The organism is Paenibacillus thailandensis (assembly GCF_042685365.1).
Classification (GTDB): Bacteria; Bacillota; Bacilli; order Paenibacillales; family Paenibacillaceae; genus Paenibacillus_AP; species Paenibacillus_AP thailandensis.
The window spans coordinates 1-20358 of record NZ_JBHUMY010000001.1; the positions used below are offsets into that span (position 1 = coordinate 1).

Here is a 20358-nt window from a genome sequence, read left to right on the forward strand (position 1 = left end):
TCCATGTCAAGTCCGGCACCAAACTTTGGCATAACCGAGTTTACACAAAATTCTTGACAGACTCATCATCTTTGCAAAATCGCATACATTCTGCTCAAGACCAAATAAACGTTTCATGTCTCGATAGTGTCGAAAAAAGACTGCGTTAGCTTGATCATTGGGATAACCTAATTGTTGAAGTTCCGAAATGACCGCTTGAGCATACAGCTTAATCATCGTCTGTCTTGAAGAACGTTTCACCGGTATCCCCTGCCCAAACATTTCTTGATTACTCGAGAATCAACTTCACTTCAATGGATTCCAACCAATCAGAAACACGTTTGCGATTCTGCTCTTCAACAAACTGGTAATACCGCTCTAACTGCTCGCTGTCGGAAGATAACGCATCCTTGAATCTTCGGAATATTCTCTTGCCGCCGCTTAATATGTGCATCAAAGTGGATTGCAGCTTTTTATCTTCAACCGTTTCCGCAAAATCAACCATGTCGGTATATCCTTCATCCGACTCCCGTTTCGGTATCCGAAAGTAAATTTCATTAAAGCCTTCTTCAATGATCTCGCTTAATTCTTCGTCCTCTTCATCCCGGTCAAACGTTCGCAACGTGACAACATCTCCAGTTTCGATATTCAGGAAGGACTCTATTCCTTCTACGTACATGTCGTATGCATCCACAATCTCCTGAAACTGCTGCTTGGTCAATTTCAATTCTTTCATAGGTTCTCCCTCAGCTACTATCGCTTTGATCAACTCGCCGCGTTGTTCCGCCTCATATTCCTCCCACGTGGTTCCATACGGGAAGCCGCCATCCGTATATCCGGCGATAAAATAGAAATTCTCGTCTTGTTCCAACAGCCCCGTGAATTCCGCTTTCTGACCGGTCCGCTTATTTTTCTTCCTGCCGCGCATTAAGTTCCCCACCTAAATCCATCTTATTTGAGCGTGCAGATTAGCCAAATTGTCATGAAAACCCCAGCCGATCCCTTCTGTTTTCGAAACCACGGCTTCAAGGCGCTCCTCGAATTCGTCGAACAACTCGGCTGTTTCATCTTTATTTACTTGATCAATGATATCGGCATACATGGACACCATGCTGTAGTAGAAGCGTTCATCAATATCCCCGTAGCTTAGGGTGAAATCAACTCCATTTTCAACGTAGACCAGCTTCAATTCCAGGGCGTACCTGGCATTTCCAGTCAATCTTTCGAATTCCGAGATCGCATGTTTCGCTTCCTGGAGTCTCAGCTTGCCAAATCCCCGCTCAGGGAAAAACTCTTTCTCAACCTTCTTGCAATACTCTTGAAAGAGAGACTCTACTGCTTCATCGCCCAGTATTCTTACAGCAAGAAACTTCTCCATATCTTTGCTGGCGCCATGACAAGCCTTCACCAAATCGATAAGCTGGTCGCTATTTAGCTGCTTCAGATGCTTATTCAGAGCAGACTTCGTCAGCTTCACAGGCTTTTTCCCTGCCGGCCGCTTAACCAGTGACTTGGGGATCAGCTTGTCCTTCTGTCGCTCAAGCTCCTGATTCACTTCTTCGCAGGAGAAATGTTCGGGATCATATCCTTCTCGAACCCAGCCTATAAAATGATCCCGCTCCGGATGATTGGGAGTAAGCAGTACTTCCAGCATATGCTGATGCCCCCACACGCCTCCCACATCTTCCTGCGGACAGCCGCGGGCACCATCTAGACACAAGGGTGCCGGGTCGGATGTCGATGCGTCGATTTTGATCAACGTAACCGTGTGCTGCCAATCATCTCCAAAATCATACACGTATGTAAATACGGTGTTTTCTTCGTGAACATGCTTCTGAACGATTTCTCTTCGAGCATTCAATACCTCTCGGTCTTCCATATCTGCGAATGTCGGATCGGGCAGACCGATCACCTTTTCTTTCACATGAAACTCGTATAAATGGTAATTTTCCCATCCCATGACCGATTGGATGATTTTGTGAAGCTGATGAAACGTCACGTCCGGATGAAATTGAAACTCCCGCCAAATCTTCGGGGCAATCTCATTCAGTTCGATTCTGCATCTATAAACCATGATCGTCTGTTCTCCTTTTAAGTATTCCGAGTATATAAACAATCCCACTGTATCCCGGTTGGAATTACAATGGGTAGGCTATTTAGATTCATTCCCATTCTTCTTCGCGCATCCTTTTGATTTCATCAGTCAAATGCGCAGCTTGTTCCGGAGTTAAAACTCCAGCCGATTCAAGGATATCGTCAATGCTGCATTCATCCTCAGACATTTGTCGGTCCAACTTATTTGGCAGGGGCATAGCCAACTGTTCTCCTCCCAATTATAAATCTGAGCAATCATTTTCATTTCTCTCCGGGAAGGAACATTCTAAACTTCATTCTCCTGCTGTTCAAAAGAAATCCTAGACCTCTTCACAATGATACGCGACAGTCCCGCATAGGTCTGTCTTCCTCAGTATAAGCTTTGCCTATAATGGGATTGGTGAGTATAGCTTCTGTTTCAAGAATGAATAATTATATGAAATCATACGTTTTCTCGGGAGAAAATCACTCGCTGCGAAACTGGGAGAGCTTACTGCCGGAGACCATAAAACTACGCGGTTCATGATCGAAAGTCCTCGGGAGATAAGGATTTCAGTAACTCCGATGTGCTCAAGGCTTTGCCAAGCTTGAATTCCTTCCTGCTTTGTTCAATCATGACCTTCAATTCCGGATTAGACTCAACGTCAGCTTGAATGGACCGCTGCTCTTCCTCTTGCAAGACGAGAGTGAACTTTCCCTTTCCTGGAATATGAAAGTGGTACACGGAGTTGTCGCGGCTCATATTCGATATGTTCTCCATCAACTCTTCCGGTGAATTGACCTTTTCCATTCGATGTCACCCCATGTCATAAGCTTTTCCGCTCTTTTATCACCAGTATAACATAAACCGCCCCGAATCCTGTAGAAGCAGAAAACCGGTCCCCACGGACCGGCATATCGCCCATGTAGCTCGTCCACCCTTACTTCGCAAACCGCGCCGTTAGCTGAAATTGCTGAAGATCTGAAGAAAAGTAAAAAGGCCTACCCTGTAAGAATAGACCTAGAAGTTAAGATTTATATACATCACCACGAGAGCCAATTTTAATTACTTGGATAAGTAACTTATCATTCTCAACTGAATAAATAATTCGATAAGAACCCACTCGTAATCGATATTCGTCCATTGTTCCTTGCATCCTTTTGATATCGAGCTCTGGATGATAAGGGTCTTCACAGAGAATTTGTAGATGTTGAGTAATTCGAATACGATTCGTCCTATCTAATTTTTGTAAATACTTAAGAGCATCTTTATAGAACTCAATTGAGTAAGTCATCGATAACATCCTTAAGTTTAATACTCTCGCCACGTCTAAAGGATTCTTTAGCTTTTTTAATTGCTTCAATATCATCTTGAGTAGTTGGCTCATCATCCCAAGGGATATGACGATACTCTTTATTTGTGACTAATTTTTCCAAGAAATCAGCAGCGATTGGAAGGGCTTCTTCAGGTAATTGTTGAATTAATTTGTTCAAATGATCTTTTGAAACTGCCATTCGATCAACCCCTATCTAGAAAAGCTAAATTAATTTTATTATAACACGTACTTAATGAAATTTCATAAAGATCGTACGGGCTATTTCAAGGTAGTCAGCAACATCAGCTAACACCGTATTCACGCTTCGGGCCATACGGCCCTTGGTCTGCCCGAGGCATTTCGGGGGAGAAGATTCATGCAGACAACCCTGCGAACCTAACCGCGTCGCGGCCGGCAGCTACGCTGCCTTAAGGTTCTCGGATTCGTGAATACAAGAACGTTACCTGAACCCCTCGTCAAAGATGAGTGGTCTGGTTTTCCTCCATAACAAAAAGTCAGAAAGTTAATGTCCATTGTTTTCTTCTTTAATCCAATTCCACAATACTTTCCTGTTCCAAGCGTATCCTTCGATCAAGCATCGTTTGCAGCACCTGCCTCCAATGGGTCAGTCGGGTATCCTTTAGAGCCTCCTCAAGCTTTCCGGCATATTCATCGCTGATTGACGCCGCTGAGGACTCGTAACGAAGAAGCGTCTCCGCATCCATTAGCATGGGCCTCAGATTAGAAAAGAATTTCTTCCGCAGGTATTCAAAAATCCGGATTCCTCCCAGATCAATATCACCCCAATGATACACTTCAATGTTCTTTTCCGATGCCGAGGCCAAATGCTCTGCCAGTCTACACAAAAAGGATTGCAATGACCGATGGGGAAATCCCCCGGTATATAGAACAAGCTCTGTGTCGCGGAGCTCGGAAGCGTGTTCGAGCCACAGATGATAAGTCGCCAAGTTTTCAATTGTTACTATCCGAGTGGCAACTGTTTGCACTTGATACATTTCTTCCACCGTTTTATCCGATAAGCCAACCCCACCGGCAAACACTCCAATATCAACCTTACGACTGTCGGTAGTACGGAATGAAAGAGGCCCGCTTACCAGCACAATTTGTGGATTTTTGGCCACCCCGAGGAAATCAAGCCATTCTTCCTCGGTTTCACGCTCCTCTCCTGATGCCTGCTTGGCGAGCGAAAGCAACCTTCGTTGAACGTTTCTTTCCATGTGCTTGGAGTCCTTGAACAGCCTCTGGCTAAGTAATCTTATTGGAACGGCTCGCTCGAGCCTAGGAAGCTCCAGCAATACACAAACAAGATCCTTATACCCCTCTGGATCGTCCACCTCCAGGTGGGCAGTTTTACCTTCGGCTAGCGATACATCGGCTTGTTCAGACCACACCCTGACCCATTCCCAAGGATGGCGGGATAAGGGAGTAAGGATGTGCCGCAAGCGTTCCAGCTTGTCCCGCTTCGGCATCCGCCCCGCAACGCGATAAGCCGTCTTCAACTCACTCCATCGCAGATAGATTCTTTCCAACTGCTCGCCGGTGCGAAACCGGGCCCAATTGAGTTCAACAAGTCCGAGCCGCTCCAACTCGGAAGCTGCTTCGTTGATCCAAATTCGTTTACGGAAATCCATTTCGTCTGTATAATCTTGCCAGAATGGACTTTTGTTAAGAGATAGCTGCGGCCTTTGCTTGGAAGGCTGCCCGGTTACAAAAGACTGGCTTAACTCGTATTTGTCCAACAGGAGGTTTAGCAGCTGGGAGACAAATTTGGATTTATATGGCGTTTCATGAATCTCCAAGCAGATCACCCCTTACCATAAAATCTAGAATAAAAAGCCTTGACCGTTTCCTTCATCCGCATCATCGGCTGAGGGGGATTTCCCGTTGTCAACGTTCGATAAATTCGATGCGGCAGCCGCCTCAGCCTCATATTCCGCTATTTCCACGGCTCCCGCTCTCGCCATCTCGTCTTCCGCCCCGTTGTCCCATTTGTCAATCATGTCTACATAACACTGGTAGTTATGCTTGCTGACGAACAGCGTGGTGGACACCTCAGGAGCCATATGCTGCATCTTCTCATCGGGAACGGCGGCAATCAGCTGCAGACCCATTTGCTTAATCAACCGCAGACTGGATTGAATCCGCTGCTCGTCCATTTTATTGAACGCTTCATCGAAAATGACAAGCCGCGTGCTTTTTCCGGAATATAAGTGGTGGAAGGAAGCCAATATCGCAATATAGAACGGTGTCTGCGTCTCGCCTCCCGATTTCTCCTTCAGCACTTGCGAGAAGCGGTATTTGCCGTTGCCGGATGTTACGATAATATCGAAATCCAAGTATTGCCGATAGTCCGAGAACTCCTCCAATTGTCCGGCCTCACCTTTGACCAGAAGATCGAACAACTCATGCAGAACCTCGGTACGATCATTGTCCGGTAATTCGAACAATGAACCCTTTTCCAAAAGCATGGGATCCATCACGGCATCATAGAAGCGCTTGTAACGTTCACTAGGGGAAACCTCAAAATGATACTTGTCGTCGGAAAAAGGAAAATGCCTCAGCGCATAGTTCAGCTCGTGAAACTCCCTACGGGCCATCTCGATCGCTTCCCTTAACCGAAAAATAAAGTGGGACTTGAACTCCTCTTCCGATTCTTTCAAAGCCGCCGCAACTTTATCCTGATATTCCGGAATATTCAGGTGTTCGATCGTTTCAAGCAGCCGATCGTAATCCTCGTTCGTGACCTTCTGGATGTCGGCGATAAAATTTTGATCGATATTATATTTTTGCCGCATTAATTGCAGCTTGTTGAACTGGCTGTCGCGCAGTGTCTGCTGACCCTTCCAGCTGCCTTCCCAATTTTGGATTTTCTGCCAAGCGGAGGCGGACGAATTGCATGCTTCTTCGTATCTTTGCATCGCTCCCGCTTCCCGCTCGCTGCCGTGCTCATTGATCCAATTCCGCCATGCGGCTTCGTACTCTTGCACCTTAATCCGAAGCAAGTGCAGCTTTCCTTCCGCTTCGGACTTTTTCGATTCGGTTTCCGTTTGCTTTTGGAGTAAGGATCCCCATTTTTGTTGCCACTTCTGTTCATCCTTCTTCCACTGCTCATACTCCGCCTGCAGCCGCTCCGCTTCGCTGAAATCGAGACCATTCAGTTCCTCTGTCTTCTGCAATAGCATTTCCGAGCATTCGTGGATATGCCGCATCAGGCCAAGATGGTCGGCAAGCTTGGTACAGCCCGTTTCCTTCAATTTGCCGATCCATTCGGAAAGGTGTTCACCCCAAGCATACAGCATGCGCCGTTCGTCCTGGGCAGACACCAGCTCGGAGCGGCGGATTTCCAACTGGCGGGCGATCGCTTTGGCGCCTATGAACGGAACCTCGTATTGCTCCTTGCGCATCTGCCGGGCTACCAGGTTGTTGTAAACCATGCATGATTGGGTCACCGCTGTACGATGGTGTCGCAGTTCCTGCTCGTTTGCAGCCTTCATCACCTTGCCCAGCAAATGCTCGACGTGCGCCTGGATTACGGGATGCTCCGCCTGCAGCTCGAGTGCCAGGGAACCGGTTACGGCCGTTCCCAAATACCGCTTCTCCTTCTCCGTATCGACGAGACCGACGCCTTCCAGCCGATAGGTTCGCTTCTCCCTTTCATAAATAGACAATGCCTCTGCGAAACATTCCGGTTCAACCAACAGATCGAAGCGCTGGGTGTTCAAATACCCTTCCACCGCATTACGCCAAAGCTCTTCCTTGAGCTCCATGTGCTCGCAAAACACCCAAACCGCCGAGCGGCCCCGCAGCCGTTCCTCCAAGATGCCCTTCAACTGGCGCACCGGTTCGGCATAGCTGCGCTTCTGCTGCTCCAGATCACGAATGATCGTTCTTAACTCTTCGATTCGAGCGTCCGTTTCACCCAGCTTTTCCTGCAACTGGTTATGTTGAACGAGCATCCTGTCACGCCACGCCGTTAGACCTTCTCCAATCTCAGCCAGATCCCGTGTCCACTCTTCTTCCTCATGGACTTCAATGATTCCGCAACGTGCCACAGCGTCAAGACGCGCCAGGCTCTCCTGATAACTGCGAAGCGTCTCCCTCTCTCCAGGCTTCCATGTCCAGTACGGATTGTCCGGCCAATCGTACAAGTTCGCCAATAGCTGAAGCTCCCGTTCAATTTGTCTCCGATACGTGAGCAAGAGCCTCTCTCCCTCGCTCTGTTGAGCGGTGAGCCGGGCAATGTCCTCGTGCAGCTCTTTCTTGCGCTTCTCCGCAGCATGGTTCTGCCAGCGCTGGTAAGCATCCTGCTGCTTGTCCCGGGCTTCCGCCTGCAACCGGGCGGCAAGGTCAATATCATCCGCAAGCTGTCGCAGCTCTTCTTCCAGCCGGACATTGTCCCGTTCGGTCTGCTCCAGATTCTCACTCTCGTAATCCGCTTTCAAGCGCCGGATCACATAATCCTGCTCAATGGCAGTCTCCTTGTATTTGGCATACTGGGCATAACACTCACGTATGGATTGCAGGTGCAGCTTCTTCTCCTGAAGATGCTCCAGCTCCTGGCGATACCGTTCGTGGATCTCGAAATTTTGCCGCATCAAATCCAACTGCAGCTCTTTTCGGTCGAGTATATAATCGTAGACAAAAGCACGGATATTCTGGATCGGCTTGAACGAGAGCGCTTTGGTGAATATTGTGAAAAACCGATCATGAAGCTGTCCCATCCGGGCGAGTAAGGCTTTCTGATAGTTGGTCTTGTTCCTTTCAAACAAAGCCTTTTTTCCGGAGAGCCCGCTGACCCTGACGCTTTCCCCACCGTAGCGCTTGCGGAATTCGTCTCGATTGAGCAGCTGGCCGTTGGATTTGACAAACTGCAAATCATCCAACCGCCGATCTGACAAAATGAAATACTCTTCTTCCCCGGTCGTGCTTCCTCGGTATACATCAATCGCTACCCCGACAACGAACCATTCCTTACGGTCCTCGTCCCGGAATTCAGCTGCAATATAAGTCGTAAAATCGCCGTCCCTCAAAAAGGAGCGCTCGTCGCTGCCGATTTTTCCCCTAAGATAATTGATAAAGCTGCGTTTGGCGTCATCGTGTGCAGCCGCATTGAACTTGATCATTCGATGATCAGCAACGAAAAGCACCTGCAGCGCGTCAATAATCGTCGATTTTCCCGCGGCGTTCTGTCCAGTGATCAACGTCTGTTTTCCGAATTCCAGCTCCTCGTCCTTGAAATAATGCCAGTTAATCAGACGCAGCCGCTTCATCCATTTCATCCAGCAATCCTCCCTCCGCGTTCGTCAGGTACAATTCTAGCTTATCAAGTAACGACTGCATCTCATCCGTCTGAATCATATAGATCCAAGTATGGAACAGCTTGAACCGGGCATCATCGGAACGAATGTCGGAATCCAGCGGTTCAATCAATTGGGCCTGTACACACAATCTAACCAGCCTGTCCAATGCGGTACGGTTTACCCATTCCAGCCGGAACGTCTCGTACTTGCTGCGAATTTCATAAAGGGTAATCATAGGATAATCCGCCAGCGATAGACCTTGCCTCTTCTCCTCATATAGTAAGCGCAGCACCAGCAGCCATAGTGTCTGTTCCCGGTCAAGCCTACGGCGAAGACGGCCATCGGGAATATGCAGATAGACGCATTCATGCCGCTCGTCCACGACAAGTTCCCAACCAAGGAATCGATAATAGCCCTCCAACGCGGTACGGTAGCGACGAATTGTCGCATACAACTCCCGGTCCTTGTCTTTGATCAGAAGGTTAACCTCCATGAGTCGCTGGATTACTTCTTTGACCTTCGATTGTTCAGAGTCGCTCAAATCTTGAAACATCATGAATCGTTATCCTCCCCGCTCTTTACGGACAATGTCGTGATTGTGGAATCGATATCTTCCGACACTAACCGTCTGCCGCTTGCCTTGCCGGTCCAAGCTGAAACGCGAGCCACCATCCGAGCCATACAAATAAACATACCCCAGCATAAGAAATTCCTCGGCACTACTTGGAGCGAGCTCGATCAGTTCCATGCGCTTTCGGTCACCAAGCCGGGTCATGACGTAATCATCCACTTTTTTACGGGTAATGGCCTTGCGCATTTTCTCTACGTTCCTCTGTCGCAGCTCCTCCATCACGTGTGCCGGAATCGGAACCGTAACATGGGTCTCCGGCTGATGAGCCATCCTTCGGCGGCGCGGCGGCAGGAGTGACTGCTCTGACCATCCGCGAACCTGATTAATCGCGAACAGCGAGTATTCCGCATCCTGCTTTTGCTGGCCGAGCAACTCCAGCAGACGTGTCAACCGGCGGTCCAATCCTTCATGCTGCTGACTCAAATATCTGGCCCGGTCGTAGGAAGAACGAAGATACTGGTTATGCCGCACATCAATCTGATAGAAAATCTCTTCCAGCCCGACAAAGGTTTCTTCAATGAAGAATAAAGCTTCCTTGACGGCATATTCCGCTTGTTCAACCGTTTCATACAGCTCGCTCTTGACGCCGTCCATTGCAGCTTCCTGCAGCAAACCCCGATCTAGGAGCCACTTCTGAACCGTATGAAGGATTTGAAAACGATAGCGCGCCACATGATCCGACGTTTTGAGCCGGTGATAGCTTTTATCTACAATTTGCGATTTATAGGTTTCAAAATGATGGTCCAGCACTTCGCGAATCGAAGTTTTTTGAACAACTGTCTCCATGTGATGCTTCATATTATTGTATAACCCAATCAATTCATGGCGAAATTGCCTTGTTACCTGTGCCGCCTCCATTACGGCGAAACAAGGGCGCATTTTGGCCTCCTCGCCGGTAAGAAGCTGATAAGTTACAAAAGCAAACCGTTGATATTCGACCGTCCGTGCTTCGCATAATTCCTGAAACACCGCAATCAGCCGGCTGGCATAATGGGGAAGTACAATATAAGCTTCGAACTGGCTGCGGGTTTCCACATCAATCCACTTCGCCCGTTCCAGCCGTCGCAGCAATGCATTGGCCTGAGCTCTGGAGACATCCTCTAACGTAAGCTGATCCTCTCTTCCAGCTCCAACCGGCTCATCCTCATCGGCAGAAATGACCATACCCGTTTCTTGTTGAGTCTCCAGCAGCTCCTGCAGCAGATCCCGCATGACTTCATAGCGAATGCCGAACCGCTCCCTTTGCGAATGCTCGTATAAAAGCAGCAGTGCTTCCGCATATATCTTCCGATTGGAACCCGTCAGAAGATGAAATAATCCTTCCGGTACTACATCAAACAAGTTCATCATACCGCGCGCATACCCTTTCGGAGAAAAATGTCGATACTTTATTATACTAGATTTGGAAGATATGAAGTATGGTAGAATACGGCTATTCCCTTCAATCTTAATGGCAAGCTCCATTGGTATACGGAATACTTGCCGTACAAGGCTCTCAAGTATCGGTATTAACTCCAGAAGAAGCAGAAAACCGGCCCCCTCGGACCGGCTGATTCAGGCTCCATATAGCTCGGCCCACCTCACCGCACAAACCGCCCGCTGCACACAAAACGCGCTGCTTCCTGACGTCGGTTCGTGTTCACAACGTGTTGACGATATGCGCGACGAGCCGCAAGTTATGTTCGATCAGCAAATTGCGGGAATGCTGGTTTCCCTCCGCCATAAGCTGCAAGTGCTTTAACTCTTCGTCCTCATGAAGCGGCTGCGGAAATGCGTTGTTTTTGACATACGAAACGAGCAGCATCAGCTGTTTGATGAAAAGCGCAATTGCAGCGAAAATTCCCATGAATAAGCACCTCCAGGTTCGGATAGCCGTTGGACGGCAAGCCCGCCCCGGCGCACATTGATGTTCGTTCTACATTGTATGTGGGCGGCGGCCTATATGTGCCTGTACCGAAGCAATTACCGAAAACCGGCGGTGCTCTCCTGTCCCTCGGGACCCAACCTTCCGTTATGCGCCGGGGCGTCCGGACAACCTGAGCGTGAAGGTCGCATCGATTGGCGTTACGAGATTTACTTTAACCGCCTGACAGTTCGCCGGCACTTCCGCGCCGCGGATTCCGTCGGCATAATGCTGAAGGAAAGCGCCTGTCAGCTCGATCCATTCGTCTCCGCAGCTGCAGCGGATCGTCTGATCCCGCCAGATCCGGGCTTTGCCGTCGCCGGAGTCCGGCAGCCAGCTTCCTCCGCTAATGTCGACTTCTTCGCCAAAAAGAAACACGATCTGAGTTACGACATCTTCAGGCGAAGCGGCGCGAATCCGCAAATCCCACCCGGCGGCCGTTTCGACCGTTTCAACCGTTACTTCGAGCCTTTGCGAATGGGTCAGCGGCCGCAGCTGGTGGGGCAGCAAATACCACGGACTGGTCCCGCTTGCCGCCGGAATCGGCCCGTAATAGCCTTTTTCGGCTGCCGCAGTCAAGCGGTAGCCGCTTTCGAGCTGTTCCAGCCGTTGAAACTTTATCGTGCCCGGACCGAAGGTCGAAGCCAGCTGCACGCCCAAGAGCCGGACACCGTTATGACGCAGCGCAAAAAAAGAAGGCGCCTCCGTCATGACCGTAGCGCTTAAGCCTTTATCCCGTATGCGGGCGACCGGCGCTCCCGCTTCCGTATGCAGAGAACTATGGAAGATCCGTCCGTGATGTCCCGCCCCTTCCATCCGGTTAAGCAAAGCCTCCCTGTCGAATGTACCGTTGATCACGATGCGGTAACGGTCCGGCAGCAATTCGGGACGGGCCTCTCCTTGATGCCGCCAATCCGGGTGAAGCAGATGGCCTAGCAAAGCATTGTTGGGAAGCGGTCCGGGATGCGTCATCCCTTCGCCGATATAAGCCGCCATCGCCTCAAACACCGGATCGTTATCCAGCTTGGCCATCAGCTTGTATGCGGAATAATATTCGTCCATCTTATAGATTTGGCCGAAGTCTTGCCGGCCGGAGTAGTCCGTTACAACCTCCCCGCCGGGATGCACCAAATACAACATCATTTTCAAGTTGCGCCGCACCGGCTCATACAGCTCGGGACGGTCCAGCGTCGCAGCGCTGTGGCACAGCATAATATTGCTGACGGTATTGTAAATGCCGTTGCTCCTTTCCGTCCATTCGCCATCGGGCGTTATATCGATGCCTTCCGCGAGCCACTGGGCGGCCCGATCCTTCAGCGCTTCTTCGCCGAATAACCGGTATAACGAACCAAGGGCGGCGGTGAGCACCCACCGATGGTTGGGCGTATGGCAGCCGCCTGTAAGCATCGCCGGAACCGTCCGCTCCAAAAACAGGCGCAGCGAAGCCGCCGTCCGGTTAAGCTCCTCCCACGGATGACCGATGAGCAGCCGGTACAGCTGCGTCAGTCCAACCACGACAAAAGCGGTATCCGGCGGCGAATGATAATTGGTCCAGCCCGGCGAGACGGTTCCGTCCTCATGCTGAAACCGAAGCATAAACTCGGCGGCCAGCTCCAGCCTCTCCAGCAAAGGCCCGTTGCGGTAATAGACCGAATCCGGATTCACAAGCGCCGCTCCCCATATCGCCATTACTTTGGGCGTGTTCATATGGCTGGGCCAAGGAATGCCCGTCGCGCTGTCGGCGACGCCGCCGTAATAGCGGCTGGACGGGTCCGTCACCTGCCGCTCCGATTCTGCCGCAGCCCATTCGTCGTTGATGGAGACAAGCCTTTCATAAGACATGGTGTTAAACCCTCCATTGTAACATTTGAAAAAAATGCCTTTCGTTCCCCAAAATTATAGACAGGCATCTTCCGCCTGAAAAGCGCTTTTGGCGTAATTAACCAAATCATAACAAATCGTCGGGCGTCGCGTTCCGGTAATCGTTCCTGCAAAAATTCCCTCAATTTAACAAGAACTTAATTTTTCTATGACGTTTCCTTAATATTCAAAAACGATAATGAGTACGCTGACAGAGAAGCTGAAACGACTTCGCCGACCTTGTCCAAGAACGGGCGGTTTCGGCGATTGAGATAAAAGGAGCTGAACGGTGCATGGTCCCGCAAACGGACAAGCAGGAATACGCTTTCTCCACCTGCTGGAATATTAAGCGGCATGCCGCTGACGGAAAAGGAATGATTGAGGAAATCAAAGAGCTTGGCTTCCGCCGGGTCGAGCTGAACTACAATGTAACGGAACGGCATATGGAAACGATCGAGCCGATGATCGAGCGCGGCGAGATCGGCGTCTCCAGCGTACATAACGTGTTCCCGTTCGTAAACGATCCCGATTACGGTACGGACTCCGTGCTGCTTGGCTTCGACGATCCGGTTAAACGGAAACGGGCGGTCGAGCTGCTCCTCGGGTCGATGGAGCATGCTCATCGCTACGGCGCTCAGGCAGTCGTCGTCCACCCCGGAGAGGTGCCGTTCGAGCATAATATCGATGCCGAGCTTAAAGCGCTCTACAGGGGGCAGGGACGCGAGTCATCCGCTTACCGCGAGCTGTGGGCCGTCATGTTGGAGCGCCGCGAGCGGCTGGCCCCGGCTTATTTGCGAACGATTCGGGAAAGCCTCGAGGAAGCGTGCAATATCGCGGCGCGGAAGCAATGGAATGTCGCCGTCGGCATCGAAACCCGCTCCCGCTGTTACCAGATGCCTACGCTGACGGAAGCGAAGGAAATCTGTTCGCAGCTTGCGGGCGCCGGCGTCTATCTGTGGTACGACATCGGGCACGCAACCATGATGGAGCGGATGGGGCTGTACGATAACGGCGAGCAGCTTGCCGGCGTTCTCCCTTATATTTACGGGGTGCATATCCATGAAACGGTGGAGCTGTCCGATCACTGGTGCCCTTATATCCATAGCGGCGACGAGGCGGATTTCGACCGTTTCCTGCCCGCCATCGCGCAGGCGACCGTCAAGGTGTACGAATTAAAGGCAGCCTGCACACCGCATGAAATTCATGAATCGCACCGGAAAATGACAAGCAAGCTGGACAAGCTGAACCGGCAGGAGGAAGAGGCGGTATGAACCGGCGGGATGAAGTGGCCGTTGCGGATTGGATGACTTATGCTCCTTATCTGCTGTTTGACCTTCGCGAGCCGTTTTATCCGGACGCCGTAGGCGTCACCGTATTGGATAAGCCCGGCCCTTCCCCTTCGTTCTACCGGACCTTCGAGTTCGACGAACCGGGTTTATCGCGCATTATCGAATATGCCATTTGGTGGGATTATGAAATCGGCCATTTGTACGAGCTTGAACACGTATGGGTTTACGTCGGCCGGGACGGCCGGGTTATCGGCTGCGAAGCGAGCTTTCACGGCAAAGTGCTGCTCGGCCTGCTGAAGGACCGCAGCAATCTCGCGGACGGGACGCATGTGCGGTTATATTCGCAGCCGGGCAAGCATGCCTTCTCCCCCCTTCCTGACTTGTTCGAGCTGCTGCCCGGACTATACCGTGCGGCAGGCGAAGACGCCGGCATCGACGGCTTAATCGTCAACGATCTGTTCCGCGGCAAGTTCGAAACGAATGACCGCATCAACGGACGGGTGCGGCAATACTTACGGCAGTTTGCTTTTACGCCTTCGCTCGAATTTAAAGAGTACCGGATTCGGGAGGAGTTTCTTATGCCTTGGAACGAGCTGTACGAGCAAATTCCGGGCAGAATCGGGGCCAGGCTGAAGGAGCTTGGCATTTGAGCCGGCCCGTAAGGAGCCGGCCATTCCCTTTTAAGGACCTTTCATGTGGAATAAGCGGAGGTGAGGAGCGACATGTTTCAACGCAGCCGGCACGATATGCCGATCGTAAAAAAAGGATACAAACGCATGCTGCTGTCCTACTTGCCGCTCGTATTCGTCGCCATTTCCGCCGTCGTTTTCATATCCTTTATCGTCGTCACAGACATGACCGTCCGGGAAGCGGAACGAGCGGACCGGCTCTCAACCCGGCAGATTGCCGGCACGATCGAAGCCTCCGTTCAAGATATCGAACGAACCGTTCTGCAGGAACTTGCCGTTAATCGCTCGCTTTACAGCTTCTTAAATGCGGACCCCGCCGACGACGAGAGGCTGATTCAATACGAGCTTTCCGAGGATTTGCAGAAGCTGAGGGAAAGCTCGCCTTCCATTCAATCGGTTTATGTTTACCGCGCCGCGGACGGGAAAGTGCTTACCGAGAGGGAAATCGTGCCGCTCGTCCGTTTTGCCGACAAGGAATTTGTCGCGGCTCAGCTTCACGCCGACAGGACGCAGAAGTGGCTCCCCGTCCGGATGTTCAGGGATAGCGAATTGAACCGGCCGGAGGCGGTCACTTCTTATATTCAACGTTTTCCGCTGCCGCTCGGCAGCGACGGAATCGTTGTCGTTAACGTCAATGTCGGTCAGTTGGTTGGGGAGACGGTTACGTACAATGCGGACGACTTGTCTATTCTCGATATTCGGGACAGCCGCACCGGCGCCAGACTGAATCCGGCGAACGGCGTTATCGATCCCGCCGCAAGCGCCCCTGCCCCCGACCGGAATGTCCTCAGCTTTGCGCAGCAATCCCCTTATCTTGGGTGGACGTTTTACAGCGGCATTCAAAAAGGCCCCTTGTCCGCATGGGTTTCGGTTATCTCTTATGTCTGGGTCGGCATAGGCGTCTTCGTGCTGGCCGGCAGCTTGTTTGCCTTCGTTTATATGGCCAAACGCAATTACCGTCCCGTCGAGCTTTTGCTTGCGCGGATTCAGCAGTTTCCCCTTCAACAACTGCCGAAGCAGAAGGCGGCGGACGAATTCGCATACATCGAGCGGGCTTTGGAAGCTTTGGTGGAAACGAACCGGAAGCATGAGCAGCTCCAGCAGGACGGCTGGACGGCCGGCAAACGCCAATTCATCCGGGATTGGTTGGACGGTACCGCAACGGTCGACTCTGCAGAATGGCAAGAGAAGGCGGCTTATTTTGAAATCCCGCCCGAGAGCGAGTTCTGCCAGGCTGCCATTGTTCAGGTCGAAGGATTTCTTCCTTGGCAGCGACAGGAGGAACGGGAAAAACGGCTGCTCAAATTTTCGCTTGCCAACTATATCCTGGAACAGCTGCGGGAGTTCGGCCATCTCGAAACCGAATGGATTGAAGCCGACAAGCTCGCCCTCCTGATCCTGCGGCGGGAGCGGGCTTCGGAAGGCGACGTTGCAGGCAAGCTGAATGAGATTGTCGGATGGACGGGACGCCATCTAAATCTTCGCATTTGGATCGGAACGGGCCTGGAAGCCGTCAGCCAAGCCGATGCGGCCGTATCGTTCCGTCAAGCCTTCGAAGCGCTCGGCTATAAGCTGCTGCTTGGCCGGGTCGCCGCGTATGCGGACGTATCCGCAAGGCGCCAGCCTTCGGCATTTGCGTATTACCAGAGAATGGCGGAATGCGTTCAACAGGCTTACGGCCGGAATGACGGCTGGAGCGGGCAAGCCGACGCGATCTTCGAGCAGATGAAGGCGGATTTGCTCGCCGACGAGGAGATCAAAAGCATTATATTGCACGGAACGGCGTTGCTGCTGGAGGAAGCGGAATGCGTCGCCGATCCCGAAGTCCGTTCCCGTCTTCGAGAGATCGTTCTCTCCCTGCAGCGGTTAACCGAGCAAGAGACGCGAATGGCGTCCCTGCAGGCCGCATTTGCCGAGCGGCTCGAGCGCTTCTCCTTCCATTACGCCAACTATAAGAAATCGAACAAATACCAGGAAACGATTAACCGGGTCAAACGCCATATTGAGCAGCACTTTAACGATCCGGATTTGTCGCTGACCCAAATCAGCGAAATGTTCGGCTTGAAGCCCAAATACGCAAGCCAATTGTTCAAGGACGAGTTCGGCATGAAATTTGTTGATTTTGTCGTGATGCTGCGCATGGAGGAAGCCAAGAGGAGGCTTGTGGCGACGGACGATCCCGTACAAGATATCGCCCTGCAGGTCGGCTACGCCACTCCGATTTCGTTCGGCCGCATGTTCAAGAAGCTGGAGGGCGTCCCCCCCGGCGACTACCGAAAAATGAAGCTTCGCGCGACACAACCCAATTCGTAACGCCTTCCGATCTGCGTAAGGGTCCGGCCATATCGGTCCTTCGCGCAGCGTCGGCAGGCGTTTTTCGCTTCCGGCGGAGAAGCCGGCGCAACCATTATCCGAAAGCGGATGTTTGCAAGAGGAATTCCGGTGCACGGAATGCCGCAAATCCCTCGCCAGGACTGGATTTTCCCCTTATTCGGACGGAATCGGGTTCATAATCGGAATCAGGTTTATCCGCTTGATGCAAAGCCTTGCCGTTAGGCGGATTCCGCGGTGCGGCGCCATCGGAAAATCGTCTATTTCGGATCGTCCGGGAGCGCGATATAACAAAAATGCGGACCGGTTGGAGACTCGTTCGGACCGCAAATTATCGTATAACGGGAGGAAACAAAAGCGTGTTGAACCGATTGGCAACAACAAAAGCAAAAGCAAAAAAGCGGCCGTTCCAAAGGGCTTCCGTCCTGCTGTCATCGGCGCTTGCCGTATGCATGCTGTCCGCCTGCTCGGCGGAAGGCGCAGCGGAGCCGAACGCCGCTTCGACTCAAAGCGCCGCCGGCACGGACAAGCCCGCCGCGGCCGCAACGCTGCAAATCGAGGTGTACGAGCGCGGCGAGGCGCCTGCCGGCACTTCGGTGACGGACAACTATTTGACTCGATACGCCCAGAAAAATTTCGGCGACCCGAACGGGATCAAGCTGGAATACGTGCCCGTCCCCCGTTCGGAGGATGTACAGAAGCTGAACGTCATGATGGCTTCGGGCGAGGTTCCGGACATTATTTTTACGTACGATGAGAACCTCGTCTACAATTATGCGCAGCAAGGCGGCTTGCAGGAGCTGGACCAGCTGCTCGAAGAGCACGGCGCTAACCTGACGGCGTTTCTCGGAGAAGAAACGCTTGCTTACGGCGTATTCGAAGGCAAGCAATACGCCATCCCTGCCAAACGGGTGAATGTCGGCAAATACGCTACCTTCATCCGCCAGGATTGGCTGGACAAGCTGGGCTTGCCGGCCCCTCAAACGACGGAGGAGGTATACGAGACGCTCAAAGCGTTTAAGGAGAACAATCCCGGAGGCGTGGACTCGGTCATACCGTTCGGCTTTTCCTTGACGCCTTCCTCTTACGAGCCCGTCGTATGGGGCTTGTCGGAGCAAATTAGCGAGGAGCAGCGCGTGACGGAGACACATCAGCTCGGTTCCCGGGATTATCCGACCCTGCTGCCCGGCCATAAGGACGCGGTCCGGTTTCTGAACAAGCTGTACCACGAAGGCCTGATGAGCCTCGACTTTGCCTTGGACAAGGATGAGAAGAAGCTGAATCAGGATATCCAGACCGGCAAGGTCGGGATGTTTGGCGCGGATGGCCTGGAACCGCTGCAGGAAGTATACGGCAACTTGCAGACGAACGTGCCGGGCGCTTCCTTGAGCGCCATCGACCCGTTCACCAACAGCACGGGACAGCATTACAAGCCGCTGTATAAGCCTGCCGGCATGTACATTATTATTCCGAAAGAAAGCAAGCATGCGGCGGAAGCGATCCGATACCTCGATTGGATGGCGCAGCCGGACGTAATGCTCGCCATGCAAAACGGCGAGGAAGGCGTCCATTACAAAATGGAGCAAGGCATCCCGGTTCGCATCGATTCCGAGCAAACGAACAAGGACCTGTTCAATACCGGCGACATGGTCATTATTAGCAACGGCCGGGACTTCGGCGACGAAGAGCTGAACAAAACCGCATCTCTTATCGCGCTTCCCGAGCAATACCGCGAGCTCGGAAGCAAGGTTCTCGACATTATGGTCGCAGACGGCGTAAGCCCGGTACGCTTCGACAAGCCGCTGGAATCGCAGATCAAATACGGAACGATGCTGCAAGAGAAGTACGACGAGCTGATCGCCCGCTCCATACTGGCTAAGCCGGACCAATTCGATGCGACCTACGACCGGCTGCTGGCAGATATGATGAAGAGCGGCGGAGATGCGATTCTGAAGGAACGCCAAGAGCTGTATGAAGCGATGAAGAGCCAATGAGGACGAAGCATCTCCAGCCGCGCGAAGCTGCCGGAACCGCGAGGCTTTACGCCCCGGGGCGCGGCCGAAAGCTGAAGCTGTTCATCCGGAATTGGCAGCTTTATGCCCTGCTCGTCCTGCCGATTTCCTTTTTCCTGCTCTTTAAGTACGGACCCGTGTACGGCATTGCCGCCGCTTTCAAAGACTATAACCTGTTTAAAGGGCTGGCGGGGAGCGAATGGATTGGGCTGGACACCTTCCGCGACATATTCGAGAACCGGGAATTTTACATCGCGCTGCGCAACACGCTTCTGCTGAACGGGCTCGATCTGCTCGTTTCGTTTCCGGCGCCGATCATTCTGGCCATTATGCTTCACGAGCTAACCTCGTCCGCCGTCAAAAAGGCGGCGCAGACGCTGCTCTATTTGCCTCATTTCATCTCTTGGGTCATCATCGGCGGCATCGTCTACCAAGTGTTCGCGACGAATTCCGGCATCATCAACGTGCTGCTGGGACGCATCGGCATAGACCCGATTCCTTTTCTGTCGGACAAGGTCTACTGGACCGTAACTTACTTGGCAACCGGCGTATGGCAAGGAGCGGGCTGGGGAACGATCATTTATTTAGCGGCTATTACCGGCATCAACAAAGAGCTGTACGAAGCGGCTAAAATAGACGGCGCTGGCCGTTTCGCTCTCATCCGGCACGTTACGCTGCCCGGGATCAAGCCTACGATGGTTACCCTGCTCATCCTGAATTTGGGGCAAATGGTGCAGATCGGCTTCGAGCGCCCTTATGTCATAGGCAACGTGATGGTCAAGGACGTTTCGGAAGTGTTAAGCACCTTCACGTACACCGTCGGTCTGCAATCGGGGCAGTTTTCGTTTGCCACCGGAATCGGCCTGTTCCAAGGCATCGTAGGGCTCGTATTCATTCTTGCCGCCAATTTCGCAGCCAAGCGTTGGACAGGCAAAGGCATTATTTAAGAAAGGA

The 20358-nt window shown here is 52.0% G+C and carries 16 protein-coding genes and 1 pseudogene; 5 read left to right on the plus strand and 12 right to left on the minus strand.

The annotated features are described in order from the left end of the window. Positions 1–268: 268 nt before the first annotated feature. The 12 genes and pseudogenes from ACFSW5_RS00005 to ACFSW5_RS00060 form a co-directional block, all read right to left on the minus strand. Positions 269–907, minus strand: a complete 639-nt coding sequence (locus ACFSW5_RS00005; protein WP_054799813.1) for a UPF0158 family protein — start codon at positions 905–907, stop codon at positions 269–271. Between the two features lie 12 nt (positions 908–919). Beyond that, positions 920–2053 (minus strand): DUF6155 family protein, encoded by a 1134-nt coding sequence (locus tag ACFSW5_RS00010; protein ID WP_379268393.1) that lies wholly within the window; start codon positions 2051–2053, stop codon positions 920–922. An 88-nt stretch (positions 2054–2141) separates the two neighbouring features. Continuing rightward, positions 2142–2297: a hypothetical protein gene (locus ACFSW5_RS00015; RefSeq protein WP_157462203.1), complete on the minus strand. Its 156-nt coding sequence runs from the start codon at positions 2295–2297 to the stop codon at positions 2142–2144. Between the two features lie 296 nt (positions 2298–2593). Further along, positions 2594–2863, minus strand: a complete 270-nt coding sequence (locus tag ACFSW5_RS00020; protein ID WP_074730222.1) for a hypothetical protein — start codon at positions 2861–2863, stop codon at positions 2594–2596. A gap of 217 nt (positions 2864–3080) precedes the next feature. After that, on the minus strand, positions 3081–3347 hold the full coding sequence (locus ACFSW5_RS00025; RefSeq protein WP_023554895.1) for a type II toxin-antitoxin system RelE family toxin: 267 nt from the start codon (positions 3345–3347) through the stop codon (positions 3081–3083). Then, complete coding sequence (locus tag ACFSW5_RS00030; protein WP_023554896.1) at positions 3331–3567, minus strand: hypothetical protein; 237 nt, start codon at positions 3565–3567, stop codon at positions 3331–3333. The genes ACFSW5_RS00025 and ACFSW5_RS00030 overlap by 17 nt, the downstream gene beginning before the upstream one ends. A 346-nt stretch (positions 3568–3913) precedes the next feature. Next, on the minus strand, positions 3914–5188 hold the full coding sequence (locus tag ACFSW5_RS00035) for a Wadjet anti-phage system protein JetD domain-containing protein (protein WP_083351195.1): 1275 nt from the start codon (positions 5186–5188) through the stop codon (positions 3914–3916). Positions 5189–5212: 24 nt separating this feature from the next. Beyond that, positions 5213–8668 carry an ATP-binding protein gene (locus ACFSW5_RS00040; protein ID WP_379268398.1) on the minus strand — a complete coding sequence of 1152 codons (3456 nt, stop codon included), beginning with the start codon at positions 8666–8668 and terminating at the stop codon, positions 5213–5215. Next, complete coding sequence (locus ACFSW5_RS00045) at positions 8637–9245, minus strand: DUF4194 domain-containing protein (RefSeq protein ID WP_023554899.1); 609 nt, start codon at positions 9243–9245, stop codon at positions 8637–8639. Before ACFSW5_RS00045 ends, ACFSW5_RS00040 begins: the two co-directional genes overlap by 32 nt. 6 nt (positions 9246–9251) lie before the next feature. Continuing rightward, entirely contained in the window at positions 9252–10670 is a 1419-nt protein-coding gene (locus ACFSW5_RS00050; RefSeq protein ID WP_023554900.1) for a Wadjet anti-phage system protein JetA family protein, read from the minus strand. Positions 10671–10971: 301 nt separating this feature from the next. Further along, positions 10972–11166, minus strand: a pseudogene (locus ACFSW5_RS00055) (RNA polymerase subunit sigma-70); the annotation flags it as partial. A gap of 165 nt (positions 11167–11331) precedes the next feature. Then, positions 11332–13065, minus strand: coding sequence for a hypothetical protein (locus tag ACFSW5_RS00060; protein WP_379268400.1), 1734 nt, complete (start codon positions 13063–13065; stop codon positions 11332–11334). Between the two features lie 311 nt (positions 13066–13376). Here ACFSW5_RS00060 and ACFSW5_RS00065 point away from each other — a divergent pair, with 311 nt between their 5' ends. The 5 genes from ACFSW5_RS00065 to ACFSW5_RS00085 all read left to right on the plus strand — a co-directional run bounded on the left by ACFSW5_RS00065 (position 13377) and on the right by ACFSW5_RS00085 (position 20351). Then, on the plus strand, positions 13377–14354 hold the full coding sequence (locus tag ACFSW5_RS00065; RefSeq protein WP_379268402.1) for a sugar phosphate isomerase/epimerase family protein: 978 nt from the start codon (positions 13377–13379) through the stop codon (positions 14352–14354). Continuing rightward, positions 14351–15022 carry a hypothetical protein gene (locus tag ACFSW5_RS00070; protein ID WP_379268404.1) on the plus strand — a complete coding sequence of 224 codons (672 nt, stop codon included), beginning with the start codon at positions 14351–14353 and terminating at the stop codon, positions 15020–15022. The genes ACFSW5_RS00065 and ACFSW5_RS00070 overlap by 4 nt, the downstream gene beginning before the upstream one ends. Before the next feature lie 72 nt (positions 15023–15094). Beyond that, positions 15095–17374, plus strand: coding sequence for a helix-turn-helix domain-containing protein (locus tag ACFSW5_RS00075; protein WP_379268406.1), 2280 nt, complete (start codon positions 15095–15097; stop codon positions 17372–17374). 377 nt (positions 17375–17751) lie between these two features. Further along, positions 17752–19386: an extracellular solute-binding protein gene (locus ACFSW5_RS00080; protein WP_379268408.1), complete on the plus strand. Its 1635-nt coding sequence runs from the start codon at positions 17752–17754 to the stop codon at positions 19384–19386. Then, positions 19383–20351 carry an ABC transporter permease gene (locus ACFSW5_RS00085; RefSeq protein WP_379268411.1) on the plus strand — a complete coding sequence of 323 codons (969 nt, stop codon included), beginning with the start codon at positions 19383–19385 and terminating at the stop codon, positions 20349–20351. Before ACFSW5_RS00080 ends, ACFSW5_RS00085 begins: the two co-directional genes overlap by 4 nt. The last annotated feature ends 7 nt before the right edge of the window (positions 20352–20358 follow it).